This is a genomic window from Janthinobacterium sp. LPB2021202312-11-4, from assembly GCF_037049705.1.
GTDB lineage: Bacteria > Pseudomonadota > Gammaproteobacteria > Pseudomonadales > Pseudomonadaceae > Aquipseudomonas.
Genome location: NZ_JBAGKV010000037.1, coordinates 14,830 through 33,172 on the forward strand (window position 1 = coordinate 14,830; position 18,343 = coordinate 33,172).

Sequence of the window (18,343 nt, forward strand, 5' to 3'; positions counted from 1 at the left end):
GCACGCGTTTTCGGTTCCGAAGTGCTCGCCGTTGCTCAGGATTGTTCAGATTTTTTTGCAGGAACGCATAACGTCTGGATCAGAGTTGCAGGATCAGGGTTTTCAGCGGTGGCTGTTGATCCATCGATGGAAAGTCGGCGCCCGGGGTCATCACCGACCACTCCCGCACCGGCCGCCCGGCCTTCTCCGCACAGCGCAGCACCTGTTCGCGCCAGTCGTCCATGCTGACTTTCGCCAGGTTGTTGCAGCAGATCAGCACGCCATTGTCGGCCGTGCTGAGCAGTGCGGGCTTGAGCAGGCTTTGATAGTCGCGCAGCAGGTCGACGGTGCCGAACGCGCTCTTGGCCCAGGCCGGCGGGTCGAGTAGCACCAGATCGTACTGGCGCTGTTCCAGGCGCGGGTAGTTCGGCAGTTTCTGCCCGCGACGCTGGGTGATCGGCAGGCCAGCCAGTTGGCGGATCGCCGGGAAGTAATCGGACTGGATAAATTCCATGGCCGGCAACTGCGGGTTGAGCTGGCCGTTTTCCCGGCCCACGGCCAGGTTGCCTTCGGCGAAGTCGAGGTTGCAGACTTCGCGCGCACCACCGGCCGCCGCACTCAGGCCGACGCCGCAGGTATAGGCGAACAGGTTCAGCACGCTTTTGTTCTGGCTGTGAGCCTTGACCCAGCCGCGAGTGTTGCGCAGGTCGAGGAACAGCAGCGGGTCTTGCCCGGCGTGACGGCCACGGACCCGGTAGTTGAGGCCCCATTCGTGGCCGATCAGGTCTTGCAGGGCCGCTTCGTCGGCGCGGTAGACGGTGTCTTCGCGGTCAATGCGCGAATTGCCCCGGGAGCGGTCGTTGTAGACCAGCAGCAGGTCGAGGCCCAGGTGTTGATTGATGGCCTCGTGCAGTTGCAGTAACGCGTCACGCTCCAGCGACTGGTGAAAGCTTTGCACCAGCAGTTGCGGACCGTAACGGTCGATGGTCAGGCCGCCGGCACCTTCCTGGCTGCCGTGGAACAGCCGATAGCAATCGGTGCCTTGCTGATGCAATTGGGCAAGCAGGTCTTGGCGATGATCGAGGGCGGCGCGCAGCGCCTGATTCAAGGAAGACATGCTGGGCGCCTTGCAGGAGGAGGGAATTTGGCGCGGGAGTTTAACAGCATTGCACCTGATCCCTCATGACGGATCGTTCCCGCGCGGCGCGATCAACCCGTAGGAGCAAGGCTTGCCCGCGAAGAAGGCCACTCGGTGTAACTGATGTACTGCGTTATCGTTCTTCGCGGGCAAGCCTCGCTCCTACGGTAGAGCCATCCGCCTGGGCCCGGCCAGCGTTCAGGTGAGCAATCCCATCCGCCGTTTGGCCCGCTGCACCGAGCCATTGCGCATCGCCCAGCGCAGCATCGGCGCGCTGCGTTTGACGCTGGAGCGGATTAACTGGCGTTGCAACGGGTTCTGGCTGACGCCGAGCATGTCACTGGCCCAGTCCGGCAGCAGGTCGATCCCGGCCTGCATCATCAAACCGCCAAACGGTTTGGCCAGGCGACTGGGGGCGGGCGCGTTCAGCAGCAGTCGCAACACTTCGCGACTGCGTTGGTCGCACAGCAATTGCGGGCGAATGCGCTCAAGGTAATCGGCAATCGCCTGGCGCGAGCGAGGTACATCGCGGGCCCCCAGGCGTTCGGCGATCAGGGCGATTTCCGCGTAGTAACGGTCCTGATCCGCCAGGGACAACTCCGGGTTGCGGTAGCGCAGATGCGCCGCCAGGAAGTTGCTGACTTCAGCCACGTGCACCCATGTCAGCAGATCCGGATCACTCGCGGCGTAAGGCCGACCATCCGGCGCGGTGCCGACCACTTGCAGGTGGATGGTCCGGACTTTCTCGATCAGCCAGTCGGCGTCCTTGCGCGAGCCGAACGTCGTCCCGGCGATGAACTGACTGGTGCGGCGCAACCGGCCGATCATGTCTTCACGAAAATTCGAATGATCCCAGACCCCGGCTAAGGCCAATGGATGCAGGGCCTGCAGCATCAACGCGCTGATGCCGCCGATCAGCATGCTGCTGAAATCGCCGTGGACTTGCCAACTCACCGAGTCGGGGCCGAACAACCCCGGATCGCCCTTGGGGTTCTCCAGGTCGAGTTTGCCCAAGGACAGACCGGTCAGGCTCATGAGTTGGCTTTCGATGCGGGTACGGATGAATTCCATGGCAACTCAATGGCAAAAAATGGCGAACTCGCAATACCCCCGTAGGAGCTGTCGAGTGAAACGAGGCTGCGATCTTTTGATCTTGAAAACGAAGATCAAAAGATCGCAGCCTCGTTTCACTCGACAGCTCCTACACAAGGCGTTCAAGCCCGAGTGTTATTGATTCAGGCGATTGTCGATCAACGCCTGCACCACGCTCGGGTCGGCCAGGGTCGAGGTGTCGCCCAGGCTGTCCAGTTCGTTGCAGGCAATTTTGCGCAAAATCCGCCGCATGATCTTGCCCGAACGGGTTTTCGGCAAGGCCGGCGCCCATTGAATCAGGTCTGGCTTGGCGAAGCTGCCGATTTCCTTGCTGACGTGCGCGAGCAATTCTTTCTTCAGTTCGTCGTCGGGTTCGGTGCCGTTCATGGGGGTGACGAAGGCGTAGATGCCCTGGCCTTTGATGTCATGGGGGTAACCGACCACGGCGGCCTCGGCGATGCTGTCGTGCAGCACCAGGGCGCTTTCCACTTCGGCAGTGCCGATGCGGTGCCCGGAGACGTTGATCACATCGTCGATACGCCCGGTGATCCAGTAATCGCCGTCCTCGTCGCGCCGCGCGCCGTCGCCGGTGAAGTAATAGCCGGGGTAGGGCTTGAAGTAGGTGTCGACCATACGTTGCGGGTCGCCATAGACACTGCGGATCTGCGCCGGCCAACTGGATTTGATCGCCAGCACGCCGCTGCCGGCGCCTTTGATTTCCTTGCCCACCTCATCGAGCAGCACCGGTTGCACGCCGAACATCGGTTGCGTGGCGCAGCCCGGTTTGATGCGTGTGGCGCTGACCAGCGGGCTGAGCATGATGCCGCCGGTTTCGGTCTGCCACCAGGTATCGACGATCGGGCAACGCTGTTCGCCGACGACGTTGAAGTACCAATCCCACGCTTCCGGGTTGATCGGCTCACCGACGCTGCCGAGTAATCTGAGGCTGGCCCGGGACGTTTCCTTCAACGGTTCGGCGCCTTCACGCATCAGCGAGCGCAGGGCGGTCGGTGCGGTGTAGAAAATGTTGACGTGATGTTTATCGATGACCTGCCAGAAGCGCGAGCTGCTCGGGTAGCTTGGCACGCCTTCGAAGATCAGCGTGGTCGCGCCGTTGGCCAGCGGCCCGTAGACGATGTAGCTGTGGCCGGTGACCCAGCCGACATCGGCGGTGCACCAGAAGACTTCCTCGTCGCGGTAGTCGAGCACGTATTTGAAGGTCATCGCCGCTTGCAGCAAATAACCGCCGGTGGTGTGCAGCACGCCTTTGGGTTTGCCGGTGCTGCCGGAGGTGTAGAGGATGAACAGCGGGTCTTCGGCGTCCATTGGCTCCGGCGGGCAATCGTCGCTGACATCGCGCAGGGCCTGGTGATACCAAAGGTCCCGGCCTTCGACCCAATTCACTTCGCCTTGAGTGCGCTCGACCACGATCACCGTGCTGACGTTCGGGCAACTTTGCAGCGCCTGGTCGACCTTCTCTTTGAGCGGGACGAATTTGCCACCGCGCACGCCTTCGTCGGCGGTGATCACTGTGTGGCAGTCGGCGTCGAGAATCCGGTCGCGCACAGAGTCCGGAGAGAAACCGCCGAACACCACCGAATGCACCGCGCCGATTCGCGCGCAGGCGAGCATCGCGTAAGCGGCTTCGGGGATCATCGGCATGTAGATGCACACCCGGTCGCCTTTTTTTACGCCACGACTTTTCAGCACGTTGGCCAGGCGACAAACGTGGTGATGGAGTTTTTTGTAGGTGATTTGGGCGGATTCGACCGGGTCGTCGCCTTCCCAGATGATTGCGATCTGATCGCCGCGCTTTTCCAGGTGACGGTCGATGCAGTTGTAACTGACGTTCAGCTTGCCCCCGGCAAACCAACTGGCCTCGCCGGTTTTCAGGTTATAGCGCTGGACGGTTTGCCACGGCGTGCTCCAGTCGAGGAAGCGCGTGGCCTGTTCGGCCCAGAAAGTGCTGGGGTGTTCGATGGATTGTCGGTACAGGCGCTGGTAGTCGTCTTGACTCAAGTTCGCAGCCCGGCGCACGGCATCGGCTTTGGGAAACGTGCTGATATCGAACATGACGGTTCCTTATTCTTGTTTTGCGACAAGAGGGGAGCTACACGACCCTCGTAGGAGCTGCCGAAGGCTGCGATCTTTTGATCTTGATCTTTAAAAACAAGATCAAAAGATCGCAGCCTTCGGCAGCTCCTACAAGGTTAGTACCCCCGCAGGAACGGCGTCAGGTTAACCGCGGTGACGACCGCTGTAGGAGCAAAGCTTGCTCGCGATGGCGTCAGGTCAGTCGGCATTTTTGCGGAATGACACACCGCCATCGCGGGCAAGCCGTGCTCCTACAGGAGGCGGGGCGTTAACCCCGGTGACGACCTTCGTAGGAGCGAAGCTTGCTCGCGATAGCGTCAGGTCAGTCGGCATTTTTGCGGAATGACACACCGCCATCGTGGGCAAGCCGTGCTCCTACAGGAGGCGGGGCGTTAACCGCGGTGACGGCCGCTGTAGGAGCAAAGCTTGCTCGCGATGGCGTCAGGTCAGTCGGCATTTTTGCGCAATGACACACCGCCATCGTGGGCAAGCCGTGCTCCTACAGGAGCCGGGGCGTTAACCCCGGTGACGACCTTCGTAGGAGCGAAGCTTGCTCGCGATAGCGTCAGGTCAGTCGGCATTTTTGCGCAATGACACACCGCCATCGTGGGCAAGCCGTGCTCCTACAGGAGGCGGGGCGTTAACCGCGGTGACGGCCGCGGAAGTAGTTGATCAGGCCTTGGGTCGAAGCATCGTCAGCCGGGGTTTCTTCGCTGCCGACCAGGCGGTTGTAGACGCCTTTGCCCAGCTCTTTGCCCAGCTCCACGCCCCACTGGTCGAAGGCGTTGATGCCCCAGACCACGCTTTGCACGAAGACTTTGTGTTCGTACATCGCCACCAGTGCGCCGAGACGACGGGGGCTGATGCGCTCGACCACCAGGGTGTTGCTCGGACGGTTGCCCGGGATCACCTTGTGCGGCGCGAGTTTATGCACTTCTTCTTCGCTCAAGCCCTTGTCGCGCAGCTCGGTTTCGGCTTCGGCGAGGGTCTTGCCCAGCATCAACGCCTGGCTTTGGGACAGGCAGTTGGCGTACAGCCACTGGTGGTGGTCGGACACCGGGTTGAAGCTGACGATCGGCACGATGAAGTCGGCCGGGATCAGTTGGGTGCCCTGGTGCAGCAACTGGTGGTAGGCGTGCTGACCGTTGCAGCCGACGCCGCCCCAGATCACCGGACCGGTATCGGTGGACACTGGCGTGCCGTCCTGGCGCACGCTCTTGCCGTTGGATTCCATGTCCAGTTGTTGCAAGTGCTTGGTGATGTTGCGCAGGTAGTGGTCGTACGGCAGGATCGCGTGGCTTTGCGCGCCCCAGAAGTTGCCGTACCAGACACCGAGCAAGGCCAGCAGCACCGGCATGTTCTGTTCGAATGGCGCGCTCTGGAAATGCTGGTCCATGGTGTAGGCACCGGACAGCAGTTCCTTGAAGTTCGACATGCCGATGGCCAGGGCAATCGGCAGACCGATGGCCGACCACAGCGAGTAACGCCCGCCGACCCAGTCCCACATCGGGAAGATGTTCTCTTCGCGGATGCCGAAGGCCACGGCCGCCGCATTGTTGCTCGATACCGCGATGAAGTGCCGATACAGCTCGGCTTCCGAACCACCCTGGGCCAGGTACCAGGCGCGAGCAGCCTGGGCGTTCTTCAGGGTTTCGAGGGTGTTGAAGGATTTCGACGAGACGATGAACAGCGTGGTCTCGGCGCGCAGCTTCATGGTCAGTTCATGGAACTCACTGCCGTCGATGTTCGCCAGGTAATGGCAGCGCACGCCTTTCTGGGCGTAGGACAACAGCGCTTCGGAGACCAGTTCCGGGCCGAGGAACGAGCCACCGATGCCGATGTTCACCACGTCGGTGATCGGCTTCTCGGTGTAACCGCGCCACAAACCGTCGTGGATACGGCCCACGAGGTCGGTGATCTGGTTCAGTACTTTGTGCACTTCCGGCATCACGTTGACGCCGTTGACCGACAACTTGTCGCCCACCGGGCGGCGCAGTGCGGTGTGCAGCGCTGGACGGCCTTCGGAGGAGTTGACGATCTCGCCTTCGAACAACGACTTGATCGCGCCCTTGAGGTCGACTTCGTTGGCCAGGCCCACCAGCAGGTTGCGGGTCTCGGCGTTGATCAGGTTTTTCGAATAATCGAGAAACAGACCGCAGCTGCTGAGGGTGAATTGAGTAAAGCGCTGCGGGTCGGCATTGAAGGCTTCGCGCATGCTGAAATCCTGCATGGCTTGGCGGTGGTCTTTCAACGCTTGCCAGGCGGGCAGAGCGGTCACGTCGTGAGGAGTGCGGTAGTACGCCATCGCTGCGATTTTCCTTTTTACTTGAACTGCCTTTAAGACACTGAAGATCCCGGAATGCCCGTCCACTGGGAGGGCGACGTCCGGTCAATCTGCTTGGAGACGATTAAATAGCGCAGGGCGGTAACAGTAAACCTCGCGTGTGGATCTGTCTTCGCTTTGTATGACTGGTTTTCTGTACTTTTTTAACATTTAAGCGGGAAGTGTCCCGACAAACGGACGTTTGTCGGGCGAGGTGGCGCGATCAGGCGACCTGAACCGGAATGGCATTGCTGGTGTGGCTCAGCTCATTGCCCGGCGCCATGTAGAGCATGCGCGGCTTGAAATTCGCCAGTTCGGCTTCGCTATAGTGGGCGTACGCACAGATGATCACTCGGTCACCGACCTTGGCTTTGTGCGCGGCGGCGCCGTTGACCGAGATCATGCGCGACCCCTCTTCACCACGAATGGCGTAGGTGGTGAAGCGTTCGCCGTTGTCGACGTTGTAGATCTGGATCTGTTCGTATTCGCGGATGCCGGACAGGTCCAGCCATTCGCCATCAATGGCGCAAGAACCTTCGTAATCGAGTACTGCGTGGGTGACTTCGGCGCGGTGCAGCTTGGCCTTGAGCATGATGGCGTGCATGAGTGTTTCCCCAGGTCGGAATCGAACGGCGGGCATATTGCACGAAGGTTTGCGGGGCATCAATACGGGACGAATCCACGCGGGGCCCTGTAGGAGCGAAGCTTGCTCGCGAAGGCGTCGTATCAGTCAATGCAGATATTGAATGTGACTGCCTCTTCGCGAGCAAGCTTCGCTCCTACAGGTGTTTTGCGGTGTCAGGATGCGTCGAGATTCAGGTGCAGGTTGTCGATCAACCGCGTGGTGCCGAGGAACGCCGCCACCAGAATCACCAGGTCCCGATCTTCCGGCGTGGCCGGGCGCAAGCTCAGCGCGTGGCGGATTTCCAGGTAGTCGATACGCAGACCGGCGGCTTCGAGCTGTTGGCTCTGCGCCTCAATCAGCGCCGGGTAATCGCGCTCACCCTGTTTAATCGCGTCGGCAATCGACGTCAGTGTGCGGTACACAACCGGTGCCGTCGCACGTTGTTCTTCGTTGAGAAAACCATTGCGCGACGACAGCGCCAGGCCATCGGCGGCCCGAACGGTGGGCTCGCCGATGATCTGGATCGGCATGTTCAGGTCATGCACCAGCGCGCGAATCACCGCCAGTTGCTGGAAGTCTTTCTGACCGAACACGGCCAGGTCGGGCTGGACCATGTTGAACAACTTGCTGACCACCGTCGCCACACCTTCGAAATGCCCCGGGCGACTGGCGCCGCACAGACCCTCGGACAAGTGGGGGACGCTGACGCGGGTCTGGCCGGCCATGCCGTCGGGGTACATTTCCTCGACGGTCGGGGCGAACAGCAAGTGGCAACCGGCCTGGAGCAGTTTTTCCTGATCGGCCGCCAGGGTGCGCGGGTATTTGTCGAGGTCTTCGCCGGCGCCGAATTGCAGCGGGTTGACGAAGATGCTCGCGACCACGAAATCCGCCCGTTGGGAGGCCTTGGTGATCAGCGCGACATGGCCACTGTGCAGGTTGCCCATGGTCGGCACGAAGGCGATGCGCTTGCCTTCACCTCGGGCACGGGCCACGGCAGCCCGCAGTTCGCGGACGGTTTTGACGGTGTTCATGCAGAGAATCCGTGTTCGATACCTGGGAAAGTGACGGCTTTGACTTCACTGACGTAAGCGCTCAATGCCGCTTGAATGCTGACTTGCCCGGCCATGAAGTTCTTCACGAACTTTGGCACGCGGCCCGTGATGGACAGGCCCAGCATGTCGTGCAGCACCAGGACCTGGCCGTCGGTGGCGCTGCCGGCGCCAATGCCGATCACCGGAATGCCCACCGCTTGGGTGATTTCCTGGGCCAGTTCACTCGGCACGCACTCGAGCAGCAGCATCGAGGCGCCGGCCTGTTCCAGGGCGATGGCGTCGGCGCGCATCTGCCGAGCCTGGTTCTCGCTGCGGCCCTGGACTTTGTAACCGCCCAGGATGTTCACCGCTTGCGGGGTCAGGCCCATGTGCGCGCACACCGGCACACCACGTTCGGCGAGCAGGCGGATCGAATCCGCCAGCCACAAGGCCCCTTCAACCTTGATCATGTGCGCGCCGGCCTGCATCAGCGTGGCGCTGTTGATCATGGTTTGTTCAAGGGTGGCGTTGGCCATGAACGGTAGGTCGGCGAGGATCAGGGCGTCGGTGTTACCGCGTTTAACGGCGGCCACGTGGTAGGCCATCTCGGCGGTGGTCACCGGCAGGGTGCTGTCGTGACCTTGCAAGACCATGCCGAGGGAGTCGCCCACCAGCAGCACTTCGACACCGGCCTCGTTGCAGGCGTGGGCGAAGGTCGCGTCATAGCAGGTCAGCATGGTGATTTTTTCACCTTTCTGCTTGAGGCTCTGGAGCGTGGTCAGGGTGATGGCTGGCATGTAAAAAATCCTCGTTCAGGCGCTGTGGAAACTACTGCGAGTAACGCGCGTGATTCTTCATTTACTCAGGCGCACGGTCTTTTGTCGTGCTTATAAGGCCTGGATTGCGCCCTTCAGCGCCGCATTGGCGGCAGCGGGACGCCTATAGTCGTGAGGAGGACTCGGGAAGTCAATTGCGTGTGTTACCGCGTTGTTACGGTGGGGGTGTTACCGGGGTAACTGATGCGATTCAGCAGATTTGCGACAGGGTTTGTATCGTCAAAAGATCGCAGCCTTCGGCCGCTCCTACAGGATTCGCGTAAATCTGCAGGAGCGGCCGAAGGCTGCGATCTTTTAGCGGCAACTCAGGCTGTGGGGAGGCGTTCCAGCCCGACAAACGGGCACGCCGCCAGCAATGCGCTGAGCGTGCGGCCATCCGCCAAGCGCAGATCCGCCGGCGCAAGTTCCGCCAGTGGATACAGCACGAAGGCGCGTTCCTGCATCTGGTAATGCGGGACTTTGAGGCGAGGTTCGTCGATCAGGCGATCGCCGAACAGCAGGATGTCGAGGTCCAGCGTACGCGGCCCCCAGCGTTCCAGGCGCTCGCGACCCTGGCCGTTCTCGATGGCTTGCAACGCATCGAGCAGTTCCAGTGGCGCGAGGGAGGTGTCGAGGGTGGCGACCGCGTTGGTGTAACGCGGTTGGCCGGGCAGCAGCGAGTCGCTTTGGTAAAACGCGGAAACCCCGACCAGTTCGGTCCGTGGCAACTGCGCCAGCGCCTCGACGGCGCTGCGCAATTGTTCGGCGGGGTCAGCCAGATTGCTGCCCATGCCGATGTAGATGCGTTCCATCACTTACTCGCCCGTAGCGCTCGGTGCGCCGGCGGCGCGTTTACGCTTGGCGCCACCGCTGCGACGACGTTTGCGCGGAGCGCCGGTGCCGTCGTCCTTGCCGTTGAGGTCGCGGATCATGTCGCGACGTTCGCTGTCGTTGGCGTCCTGATAGTCCGTCCACCATTCGCCCAGGCCGTCGGTCTGCTCGCCAGCGCTTTCGCGCAGCAGCAGGAAGTCGTAACCGGCGCGGAACCGTGGGTTGTCCAGCAACAGGTCGGCGCGCTTGCCGCTGCGACGTGGCAGGCGCTCCTGCATGTCCCAGATCTCGCGGATCGGCATGGTGAAGCGTTTCGGAATCGCAATCCGCTGGCACTGTTCGGCAATCAACTCATGCGCCGCTTCCTGCATCGCCGGAATCGGCGGCATGCCGCGTTCTTGCAGACGCAGCACACGGCCCGGCAGGGCAGGCCACAACAAGGCAGCAAACAGGAACGCCGGGGTCACCGGTTTGTTCTGCTTGATCCGCAGGTCGGTGTTGATCAGCGCTTCGCTGATCAGCGTGTGGGTGTACGTCGGGTTGTATTCCAGCGCCTCGGCACTGGCCGGGAACAATGGATCGAACAACTGCAGGTCGACCAGCATCTCGAAGGTGTCCGCGGCGTGGCCGGAGAGGAACAGCTTGAGCACTTCTTCGAACAGGCGTGCCGACGGAATCTCGCGCAGCATCGGCGCCAGGTCGCGGATCGGCGCGGCGCTGTGTTTTTCGATGCCGAAATTCAGCTTGGCGGCGAAACGCACGGCCCGCAGCATGCGTACCGGGTCTTCCTGGTAGCGTTGCTTCGGATCGCCGATCAGGCGGATCAGGTGATTGCGGATGTCGTGTACACCATTGGCGTAATCGAGAATGCGCTCGCTGACCGGATCGTAATACAGGGCGTTGATGGTGAAGTCGCGACGTTGCGCGTCTTCTTCCAGGGTGCCGTAGACGTTATCGCGCAGGATGCGCCCGCTCTCGTTGCGGGAAGACTGGTTGCTGTCTTCCTCTTCATCGTTTTGCGGGTGGTTGGCGCGGAAGGTCGCGACTTCAATGATTTCGCGACCGAAGTGGATGTGCACCAGTTTGAAGCGACGGCCGATGATCCGCGCATTGCGGAATTCGGCACGTACCTGTTCAGGGGTGGCGCTGGTGGCGACGTCGAAATCTTTCGGCGTGATGCCAAGCAACATGTCACGCACACAACCGCCGACCAGGTAAGCCTGGTAACCGGCGTTCTGCAGGCGTTCGACGATATTCACCGCGTAACGGCTGAATTGCGCCTTCTGCAGCGAATGTTGGCCGCTGTTGAGCACTTCAGGCGTGCTGCGAATGTGTTGCGTGGGACGCTTGGGCGAACGGAATGACTGGAACAACTTCTTCAGCATGGGATGCACTGTTTGAAGGAATGTTCGGCCATAACGAAGAATGACCGCATGATGGGCCGGGATTCTAGCATTTAGTCGGGGGATGGTGTAGGACACAGCAGATATGAGCTGTAAGCGGCAAGCTTTAAGCTGCAAGCGAAGGACGCGCGGGGTGTTTTTATCAAATCGCAGAAACTACAAGGGGAGCCGAAGCTCCCCAAGAAGTAGTTGCATGCTCTATTTTTATTATTGGTTTCGGGCTTTTTGTTTTTGTTAAGTGCCCTCGCCATGAAGATTTTCCTTCATGACCCTCCCAATCGGGAGCCAAGAGCAAACGGATTGCTTTGGTCGCTGTGTTGCAGTGATCTTGCGATCCAACCAGTTCAGGCTCTGTCTTAGGACAGTTTTTGTTGTTCTCGGCCTGGTCGTGGGGCACGCCCCAAATACAACGCCTCTCCAAAAGAATCAGTTAGCTGCGCCTCTCGCCGTCTTGTTTTTATTGTGCGTGAGTCGATTCGTCTTATTTTTATTGTCTTGTGCATTGCTTGTTATTGTTCTTGTACCAAACATATAGCAGGGTGCGTGCCAACTTTTGCGAAGCCTAGTAAAACAAGGGGTTAAGCGCTGTGTCGGGGTTTTTCGAGGCCCAAAAAAACCGGGGCTTCGTTACCGTAAGCCCCGGCTTCTGTTACGTGAAAAGACTGGGGTAACAGTTTTTTCACAAAGTCACGTGTTACCCGCACACCTTACAGGTGACGTTCAGCTCTCGCTGGCCACCCCGGTCTTGCGCCGTGGAATGCCCAGGCGCTGGCGACGTTCCCACAGGCACTTGCGGCTGACCCCGAGTTTGCGGGCCAGTTCGGTTTCGGTCATGTGGTCCTGATGCTCAAGGACGAAGTGCTGGAAGTAGTCTTCCAGCGACAGGTCTTCGGTCGGCTCATGGCTATTGTTACCGGCGGCGCCGCCCTGTTGCGGGGGCAGGCCGATGAAATCGTCGTCGTCCAGATCGCTCAGTTCGATGTCGATGCCCAGCAGCTCGGCGGAGATTTCCGGGCTTTCGCACAGGATTACCGCGCGTTCGACCGCGTTCTCCAGCTCACGGACGTTACCCGGCCAGGTGTAATGACGAATCGCCTGCTCGGCGTCTGGGGCAAACTTCAGGTCGGTGCGGTTGACCCGCGCGCTCTGCCGCGCCAAAAACGCATTGGCGATTTCGTTGACGTCCGCGCCGCGCTCGCGCAGGGCCGGCAGTTTCAACGCAATCACGTGCAGGCGGTAATAAAGGTCTTCACGGAACTGGCCGATCTTCGCCAGGCTCTTGAGGTCCCGGTGGGTCGCAGCGATCAAGCGTACATCGACCTTCTGCGACTGCACCGAACCGACCCGGCGAATCTCGCCTTCCTGCAATACGCGCAGCAGACGAGCCTGGGCTTCGAGTGGCAGTTCGCCGATTTCATCGAGGAACAGGGTGCCGCCGTCCGCCGCTTCCACCAGACCGGCACGCCCGGCGCTGGCGCCAGTGAACGCACCTTTTTCGTGGCCGAACAGTTCGGACTCGATCAGGCTTTCCGGGATGGCTGCGCAGTTCACCGAAATCATCGGTGCCTTGGCGCGCTTGGAGAGGTTGTGCAGGGCGCGGGCCACCAGTTCTTTGCCGGTGCCGGACTCGCCCTGGATCAGGACGTTGGAATCCGTAGGCGCGACTTTGCGGATCTTGCTGTACAGGTCCTGCATCGGCGGACAGGAGCCGATGATGCCGATCTCGCCGTTGCTGTTATCGACGCCCGGTTTCGCCGCGCCGTTGGCGGCTTTGCCGACCACCGGTTCACCGGCAGCGGGGGCCGACTGGCGGTCACGCAGGATGCGCGCAACGGCCTGGAGCATTTCGTCGTGATCAAAAGGCTTGGCGATGTAATCCACCGCGCCCATCTTCATGGAATCGACGGCTGAACGCAGGCTGGCGTAACTGGTCATGATCAGCACCGGAGTGCCTTGGCCAAGCTTGATCAGTTCAGTGCCCGGGGCGCCAGGCAGGCGCAGGTCACTGACGATCAGGTCAAACGTGGGAATGCTGAAACGCTCTTGTGCTTCCTGCACGGAACCGGCTTCGCTGACCTGGTACTGATTACGTTCCAGCAGGCGGCGCAAGGCGGAGCGGATAATTGTTTCGTCTTCGACGATCAAAATGTGCGGCATTGATTCGATACTCTCGACGGTCTCAGTTCACAGCGGACGTCGCTTCGACATGACGCGGCAAGGTCACCCGGATACGGGTGCCGCGTTGGCTTTGAACATCAGCCGGGCTGTCGATGGTGATTTGTCCATAATGCTCTTCAACGATGGAATAGACCAGTGCAAGGCCCAGACCGGTGCCTTCGCCAGGGTCCTTGGTGGTGAAGAAGGGTTCGAACAATCGATCCATGATGTTCTTCGGAATGCCGCTGCCTTCGTCTTCCACGATCAGATCGACCGTGTGTTCGCCGGCTTCGCTTTTGACCCGTACCGCACTGTGGGGCGGCGAGGCGTCGCGGGCGTTTGAGAGCAGGTTGATCAGGACCTGGGCGAGCCGCTGCGGATCGCCTTCGACCCAGTGATCGGGGTCGCACAGGTTGTAGAACTGCACTTCGAAATTACGCCGGTTCAGGGCCAGCAAGCCGATGGCATCCTGGGCCACTTCGGCCAGACAGACGGGCTCGTCGCTGTGCTGATGACTGCCGGCGTGGGCGAAACTCATCAACGACTGAACGATGCGTGACACGCGTTTGGTCTGCTCCAGAATCTGCCCGCTGATTTCCGTCAGTTCGGCGTCTTCCTCGCGCTCTTCGCGCAGGTTCTGCGCCAGGCAGGCGATGCCGGTGATCGGGTTGCCGATTTCATGGGCCACGCCCGCCGCCAGTCGGCCAATGCTCGCCAAGCGTTCGGAGTGCACCAGTTTGTCTTCGAGCATCTGGGTTTCGGTCAGGTCTTCCACCAGCAGCACCAAGCCACTGTTGCCCGGGGCCAGCGGTTCGTCGATGGCCGCTTTGTGCAGGTTCAGCCAGCGGGTCTGGCCGTCGAGGGCCAGGTGCTGTTTGTGCAAGTGTTCGTCCGGTAGGTTGATAAAACCTTGCAACAATTCTTTCCACGGATCGCCAATGGTGCTCAGGCGCGAACCGACCACGCGTTGCGCAGCGATCCCGGTCAGCTCTTCCATGGCTTTGTTCCACATCAGGATCTCTTGATCCTTGGCCAGGGAGCAGACGCCCATCGGCAGCTCCTGCAAGGTTTGGCGGTGGTAGCGGCGCAAGGCATCGAGCTCGGCGGCCAGGCCGGTGAGGCGCGAGTGGTAATCCTCGAGGCGGCTTTCGATGAAGTGGATGTCCTCGGTGACGTAGTTTTCGCCGCCAGCCTTATAAGGCAGGAAGGTTTCGACCATGTCCTGGGCGACGCTCGGCCCCATCAGGCCGGAGAGGTTGGCTTCGATGCGGTCACGCAAACGGCGCAAGGCGTAAGGCCGGCGCTCGTCGAATGGCAAATAGAGATCGCGCAGCGCTTGCTCGACTTCTTTCTGCGCTGCCTTGGCGCCCAATGGTTTGGCCAGTTGCGTGGCGAATTCCTGAGGCGAGGCGGCGTGCAGTTCCCGGCGTTGCGGACGACGGACGTTGTCCACGGCGCAGGCTTCGGCGGCGCTGGCCTCTTCCGGGCTGGCGTTGGTGAACAACGAAATCAGGGTGAACATCAGCACGTTGGCGGCCAGCGAGGCAATCGCCGCCATGTGCCAACTGGTGTCGTCCAGCACGTAGATCATGTTCAGCAGCGGAATATAGAAACCCTGCAGATTGCCCACCAACGGCATCAGCATGGTCACCAGCCACACCAGAATCCCGGCGAGCAAACCGGCAATGAAGCCGCGACGGTTGGCGGTCGGCCAATACAGGACCGAGAGAACGCCTGGCAAGAATTGCAGCGTGGCGACGAACGCGACGATGCCGAGGTTGGCCAGGTCCTGGTCCGCGCCCAGCAGCAGATAGAAACCGTAACCGGCCATGATGATCGCGACGATCAGTGCTCGGCGGGTCCACTTCAGCCAGCGGTAGATGTTGCCTTCGGCTGGCGGTTGATACAGCGGCAGCACCAAGTGGTTGAGCGCCATCCCGGACAAGGCCAGGGTGGTGACGATAATCAGCCCGCTGGACGCCGATAAGCCGCCGACATAAGCCAGGAGCGCCAGGGCCTTGTTATTAGCGGCGATGCCGATACCAAGGGTGAAATATTCCGGACTGGTCGTCGCGCCGAGTTTCAGCCCGGCCCAGAGAATCAGCGGCACCGCCAGGCTCATCAGCAACAGGAACAGCGGCAAGCCCCAGCTCGCACTGACCAGCGAACGCGGGTTGAGGTTCTCGGTAAAGGTCATGTGATACATGTGCGGCATCACGATGGCCGAGGCGAAAAACACCAACAGCAACGTGCGCCACGGACCTTCCTGCAACGGCGTGTGCAGGGCGGCGAGGGCGGTCTGGTTTTGCAGCAGCCACAGCTCAAGCTGTTGCGGGCCGTCGAACACGCCGTACAGCGCATACAGGCCGACGCCGCCGATGGCGATCAGCTTGATTACCGATTCAAAGGCAATCGCGAACACCAGGCCTTCGTGTTTCTCCCGCGTCGCAATGTGGCGCGAGCCGAAGAAAATCGTGAACAGGGTAATCAGTGCGCAGAAGCTCAGGGCCACGCGGTGCTGCACCGGCTCGCGGGTCAGGATGCCGATGGAGTCGGCCACCGCTTGGATCTGCAACGCCAGCAGCGGCAACACGCCGATCAGCATGAAAATCGTGGTCAGCGCGCCGGCCCAGGTGCTGCGGAAGCGGAAAGCGAACAAGTCCGCCAGCGACGACAGTTGATAGGTGCGGGTGATTTTCAGGATCGGGTACAGCAACACCGGCGCCAGCAGAAACGCGCCGGACACCCCGAGGTAGCTCGACAGAAAACCGTAGCCGTACTGATAGGCCAGGCCGACCGTGCCGTAGAACGCCCACGCACTGGCGTAAACCCCCAGCGACAGGGTGTAAGTCAGCGGGTGGCGAATGATCGCCCGGGGGATCATGCCCCGTTCGCTGATCCAGGCCACGCCGAACAGCACCGCCAGGTACGCGGCGCTGATCAGGATCATCTGGGTCAGGCTAAAGCTCATCGGCATCTTTTTGGCTCTGCAGGATGAAGGTCACGACGATCAGAATCAGCCAGAGCAGATAAGGGCGATACCAGGCGCCAGTGGCGTCGATCCACCAATCCATGATGGCCGGGGAAAACAGATAAATCCCCACTACCAAAAGCAGGACCAAGCGATAGATGTACATCCCGGCCTCTCTTTTTTAGGCGCGTGCCCGAAAACGTGCGGCGATGGTAACGGATGGCAGCGCGACTGCAAGTGCCATCACTGCAGTTGCGCCTCGGGCAAGGTCAGTGTGCGCGGGATCTGTGCGGCGTCCCAGTGGGCAATGCCCCAATTCAGCACTTCCCGGGGCGTGGCGTAGGCCAGTTCGCTCCCCGGATTCTGCCCCAGCGCTCGCAATGCCCGCAGTAACAGCGGCGTGGCCTGATCGTCGGCCAGCGGTGGCGAACGGTAGGATTTGCCGAGCTTGTTGCCGTCCGGCTGGGTGATCAGCGGCACGTGCAGGTAACGCGGTTGCCGCAGGCCGAGCAGTTCTTGCAGATAGAGCTGGCGTGGCGTGGAATCGAGCAGGTCGGCGCCGCGCACGATGTCGGTGATGCCTTGCCAGGCGTCATCGAGCACCACGGCCAGTTGATAAGCGTAGAGCCCGTCGCGCCGGCGAATCACGAAATCACCGACATCGCGGCCCAGGTGTTGGCGGAACTCGCCCTGCACGCGGTCGATGAAATGGTAGTCGAGCTCCGGCACCCGCAAACGGATCGCCGCGTCTTCAGTGCCATGCCCGGCATTGCGGCACAGGCCCGGATAGATGCCGTGATACGGCTCCAATTGTTTGCGCGAACAGGTGCAGGCGTAAGCCAAACCATGATTGAACAGGCGATTGAGCACTTCGGCGTAGGCGTCGTGCCGATCACTCTGGCGGACCAGTTCGCCGTCCCACTCGAAACCGTAGCGTTCCAAGGCATGCAGGATCGCGGCCTGGGCCCCGGGTTCTTCCCGGGGCGGGTCGAGGTCTTCCATGCGCATCAGCCAGCGGCCGCCCACCGAGCGGGCGTCGAGGTACGAGGCCAGGGCGGCGACCAGCGAACCGAAATGCAAGTGGCCGCTGGGCGTGGGGGCGAAGCGGCCGATGTAGGAGGTGGCAGTCATGAGGGCGATGGTACGTCGTCCGGTCGTGTTGAGCACGGTTTGAGGACGCCATCGCGAGCAAGCTCGGCTCCTGCAAAAGAACGTGTCGCCAACCCTGTAGGAGCAAAGCTTGCTCGCGATAGCGATCTTGAGGACGTCATCGCCGGCAAGCCGTGCTCCTACAGGGTTAGCGAATTGCGGAAACAAAAACGGAGCGTTCGCACGCTCCGTTTTTCGTTCAAGTCGAGATTACTTGCCGACTTGCTTTTCCTTGATTTCCGCCAGGGTCTTGCAGTCAACGCACATGTCGGCGGTAGGGCGGGCTTCCAGTCGCTTGACGCCAATCTCGACGCCGCAGGACTCGCACCAGCCATATTCTTCGTCTTCGATCAATTGCAGCGTCTTGTCGATCTTCTTGATCAACTTGCGCTCACGGTCACGGGCGCGCAATTCAAGGCTGAATTCTTCTTCCTGGCTGGCACGATCTGCCGGGTCAGGGAAGTTGGCCGCTTCGTCTTTCATGTGATCAACAGTACGGTCGACTTCCTGCATCAAGTCCTGTTTCCACTTATTCAGGATCTTGGTGAAGTGAGCGCGCATGGGCTTGCCCATGTACTCCTCGCCCTTCACTTCTTTGTAGGGTTCGAAGCCGCTGATCGACTGGTTCTGCTGTTGCTTTGCTTGGGTGGACATGAAATAGACCGCCTCTACTCTTGTAATCCATTGCGCAGGATTGCTCCATCACCGACACCTGCCGGCCCTGCGGCTGCAAGC

14 protein-coding genes are annotated in these 18,343 nt (G+C 60.9%); all 14 read right to left on the bottom strand.

What is annotated here, in order from left to right:
* Positions 1–79 precede the first annotated feature (79 nt).
* Positions 80–1,096: a class I SAM-dependent rRNA methyltransferase gene (locus tag V5E99_RS27290; RefSeq protein WP_499805419.1), complete on the bottom strand. Its 1,017-nt coding sequence runs from the start codon at positions 1,094–1,096 to the stop codon at positions 80–82.
* A gap of 219 nt (positions 1,097–1,315) precedes the next feature.
* The gene (locus V5E99_RS27295) at positions 1,316–2,188 is read right to left on the bottom strand and encodes an oxygenase MpaB family protein (protein ID WP_499805420.1); all 873 of its coding nucleotides are present in this window, start codon (positions 2,186–2,188) and stop codon (positions 1,316–1,318) included.
* Positions 2,189–2,344: 156 nt separating this feature from the next.
* Complete coding sequence (acs, locus tag V5E99_RS27300) at positions 2,345–4,282, bottom strand: acetate--CoA ligase (RefSeq protein WP_499805421.1); 1,938 nt, start codon at positions 4,280–4,282, stop codon at positions 2,345–2,347.
* A 661-nt stretch (positions 4,283–4,943) separates the two neighbouring features.
* The gene (gene pgi / locus V5E99_RS27305; RefSeq protein ID WP_499805422.1) at positions 4,944–6,608 is read right to left on the bottom strand and encodes a glucose-6-phosphate isomerase; all 1,665 of its coding nucleotides are present in this window, start codon (positions 6,606–6,608) and stop codon (positions 4,944–4,946) included.
* 241 nt (positions 6,609–6,849) lie between these two features.
* Entirely contained in the window at positions 6,850–7,230 is a 381-nt protein-coding gene (gene panD, locus V5E99_RS27310; RefSeq protein WP_047229851.1) for an aspartate 1-decarboxylase, read from the bottom strand.
* 194 nt (positions 7,231–7,424) lie between these two features.
* The gene (panC, locus tag V5E99_RS27315; RefSeq protein WP_499805423.1) at positions 7,425–8,282 is read right to left on the bottom strand and encodes a pantoate--beta-alanine ligase; all 858 of its coding nucleotides are present in this window, start codon (positions 8,280–8,282) and stop codon (positions 7,425–7,427) included.
* Positions 8,279–9,079, bottom strand: a complete 801-nt coding sequence (gene panB / locus V5E99_RS27320; RefSeq protein ID WP_499805424.1) for a 3-methyl-2-oxobutanoate hydroxymethyltransferase — start codon at positions 9,077–9,079, stop codon at positions 8,279–8,281. The genes panC and panB overlap by 4 nt, the downstream gene beginning before the upstream one ends.
* Positions 9,080–9,423: 344 nt before the next feature.
* On the bottom strand, positions 9,424–9,909 hold the full coding sequence (gene folK, locus V5E99_RS27325; protein ID WP_499805425.1) for a 2-amino-4-hydroxy-6-hydroxymethyldihydropteridine diphosphokinase: 486 nt from the start codon (positions 9,907–9,909) through the stop codon (positions 9,424–9,426).
* A gap of 3 nt (positions 9,910–9,912) precedes the next feature.
* Positions 9,913–11,313: a polynucleotide adenylyltransferase PcnB gene (locus V5E99_RS27330; RefSeq protein ID WP_499805426.1), complete on the bottom strand. Its 1,401-nt coding sequence runs from the start codon at positions 11,311–11,313 to the stop codon at positions 9,913–9,915.
* Positions 11,314–12,051: 738 nt separating this feature from the next.
* Complete coding sequence (locus V5E99_RS27335) at positions 12,052–13,488, bottom strand: sigma-54-dependent transcriptional regulator (protein ID WP_499805427.1); 1,437 nt, start codon at positions 13,486–13,488, stop codon at positions 12,052–12,054.
* Between the two features lie 22 nt (positions 13,489–13,510).
* Positions 13,511–16,459 carry a sensor histidine kinase gene (locus V5E99_RS27340; protein WP_499805429.1) on the bottom strand — a complete coding sequence of 983 codons (2,949 nt, stop codon included), beginning with the start codon at positions 16,457–16,459 and terminating at the stop codon, positions 13,511–13,513.
* Positions 16,449–16,625: a hypothetical protein gene (locus tag V5E99_RS27345; RefSeq protein WP_003176118.1), complete on the bottom strand. Its 177-nt coding sequence runs from the start codon at positions 16,623–16,625 to the stop codon at positions 16,449–16,451. The genes V5E99_RS27340 and V5E99_RS27345 overlap by 11 nt, the downstream gene beginning before the upstream one ends.
* Before the next feature lie 77 nt (positions 16,626–16,702).
* Complete coding sequence (gluQRS, locus tag V5E99_RS27350) at positions 16,703–17,590, bottom strand: tRNA glutamyl-Q(34) synthetase GluQRS (protein WP_499805430.1); 888 nt, start codon at positions 17,588–17,590, stop codon at positions 16,703–16,705.
* Positions 17,591–17,818: 228 nt separating this feature from the next.
* A complete protein-coding gene (gene dksA, locus V5E99_RS27355; protein ID WP_008153293.1) occupies positions 17,819–18,262 on the bottom strand; it encodes an RNA polymerase-binding protein DksA in 444 nt (147 codons plus the stop codon).
* Between the last annotated feature and the right edge of the window lie 81 nt (positions 18,263–18,343).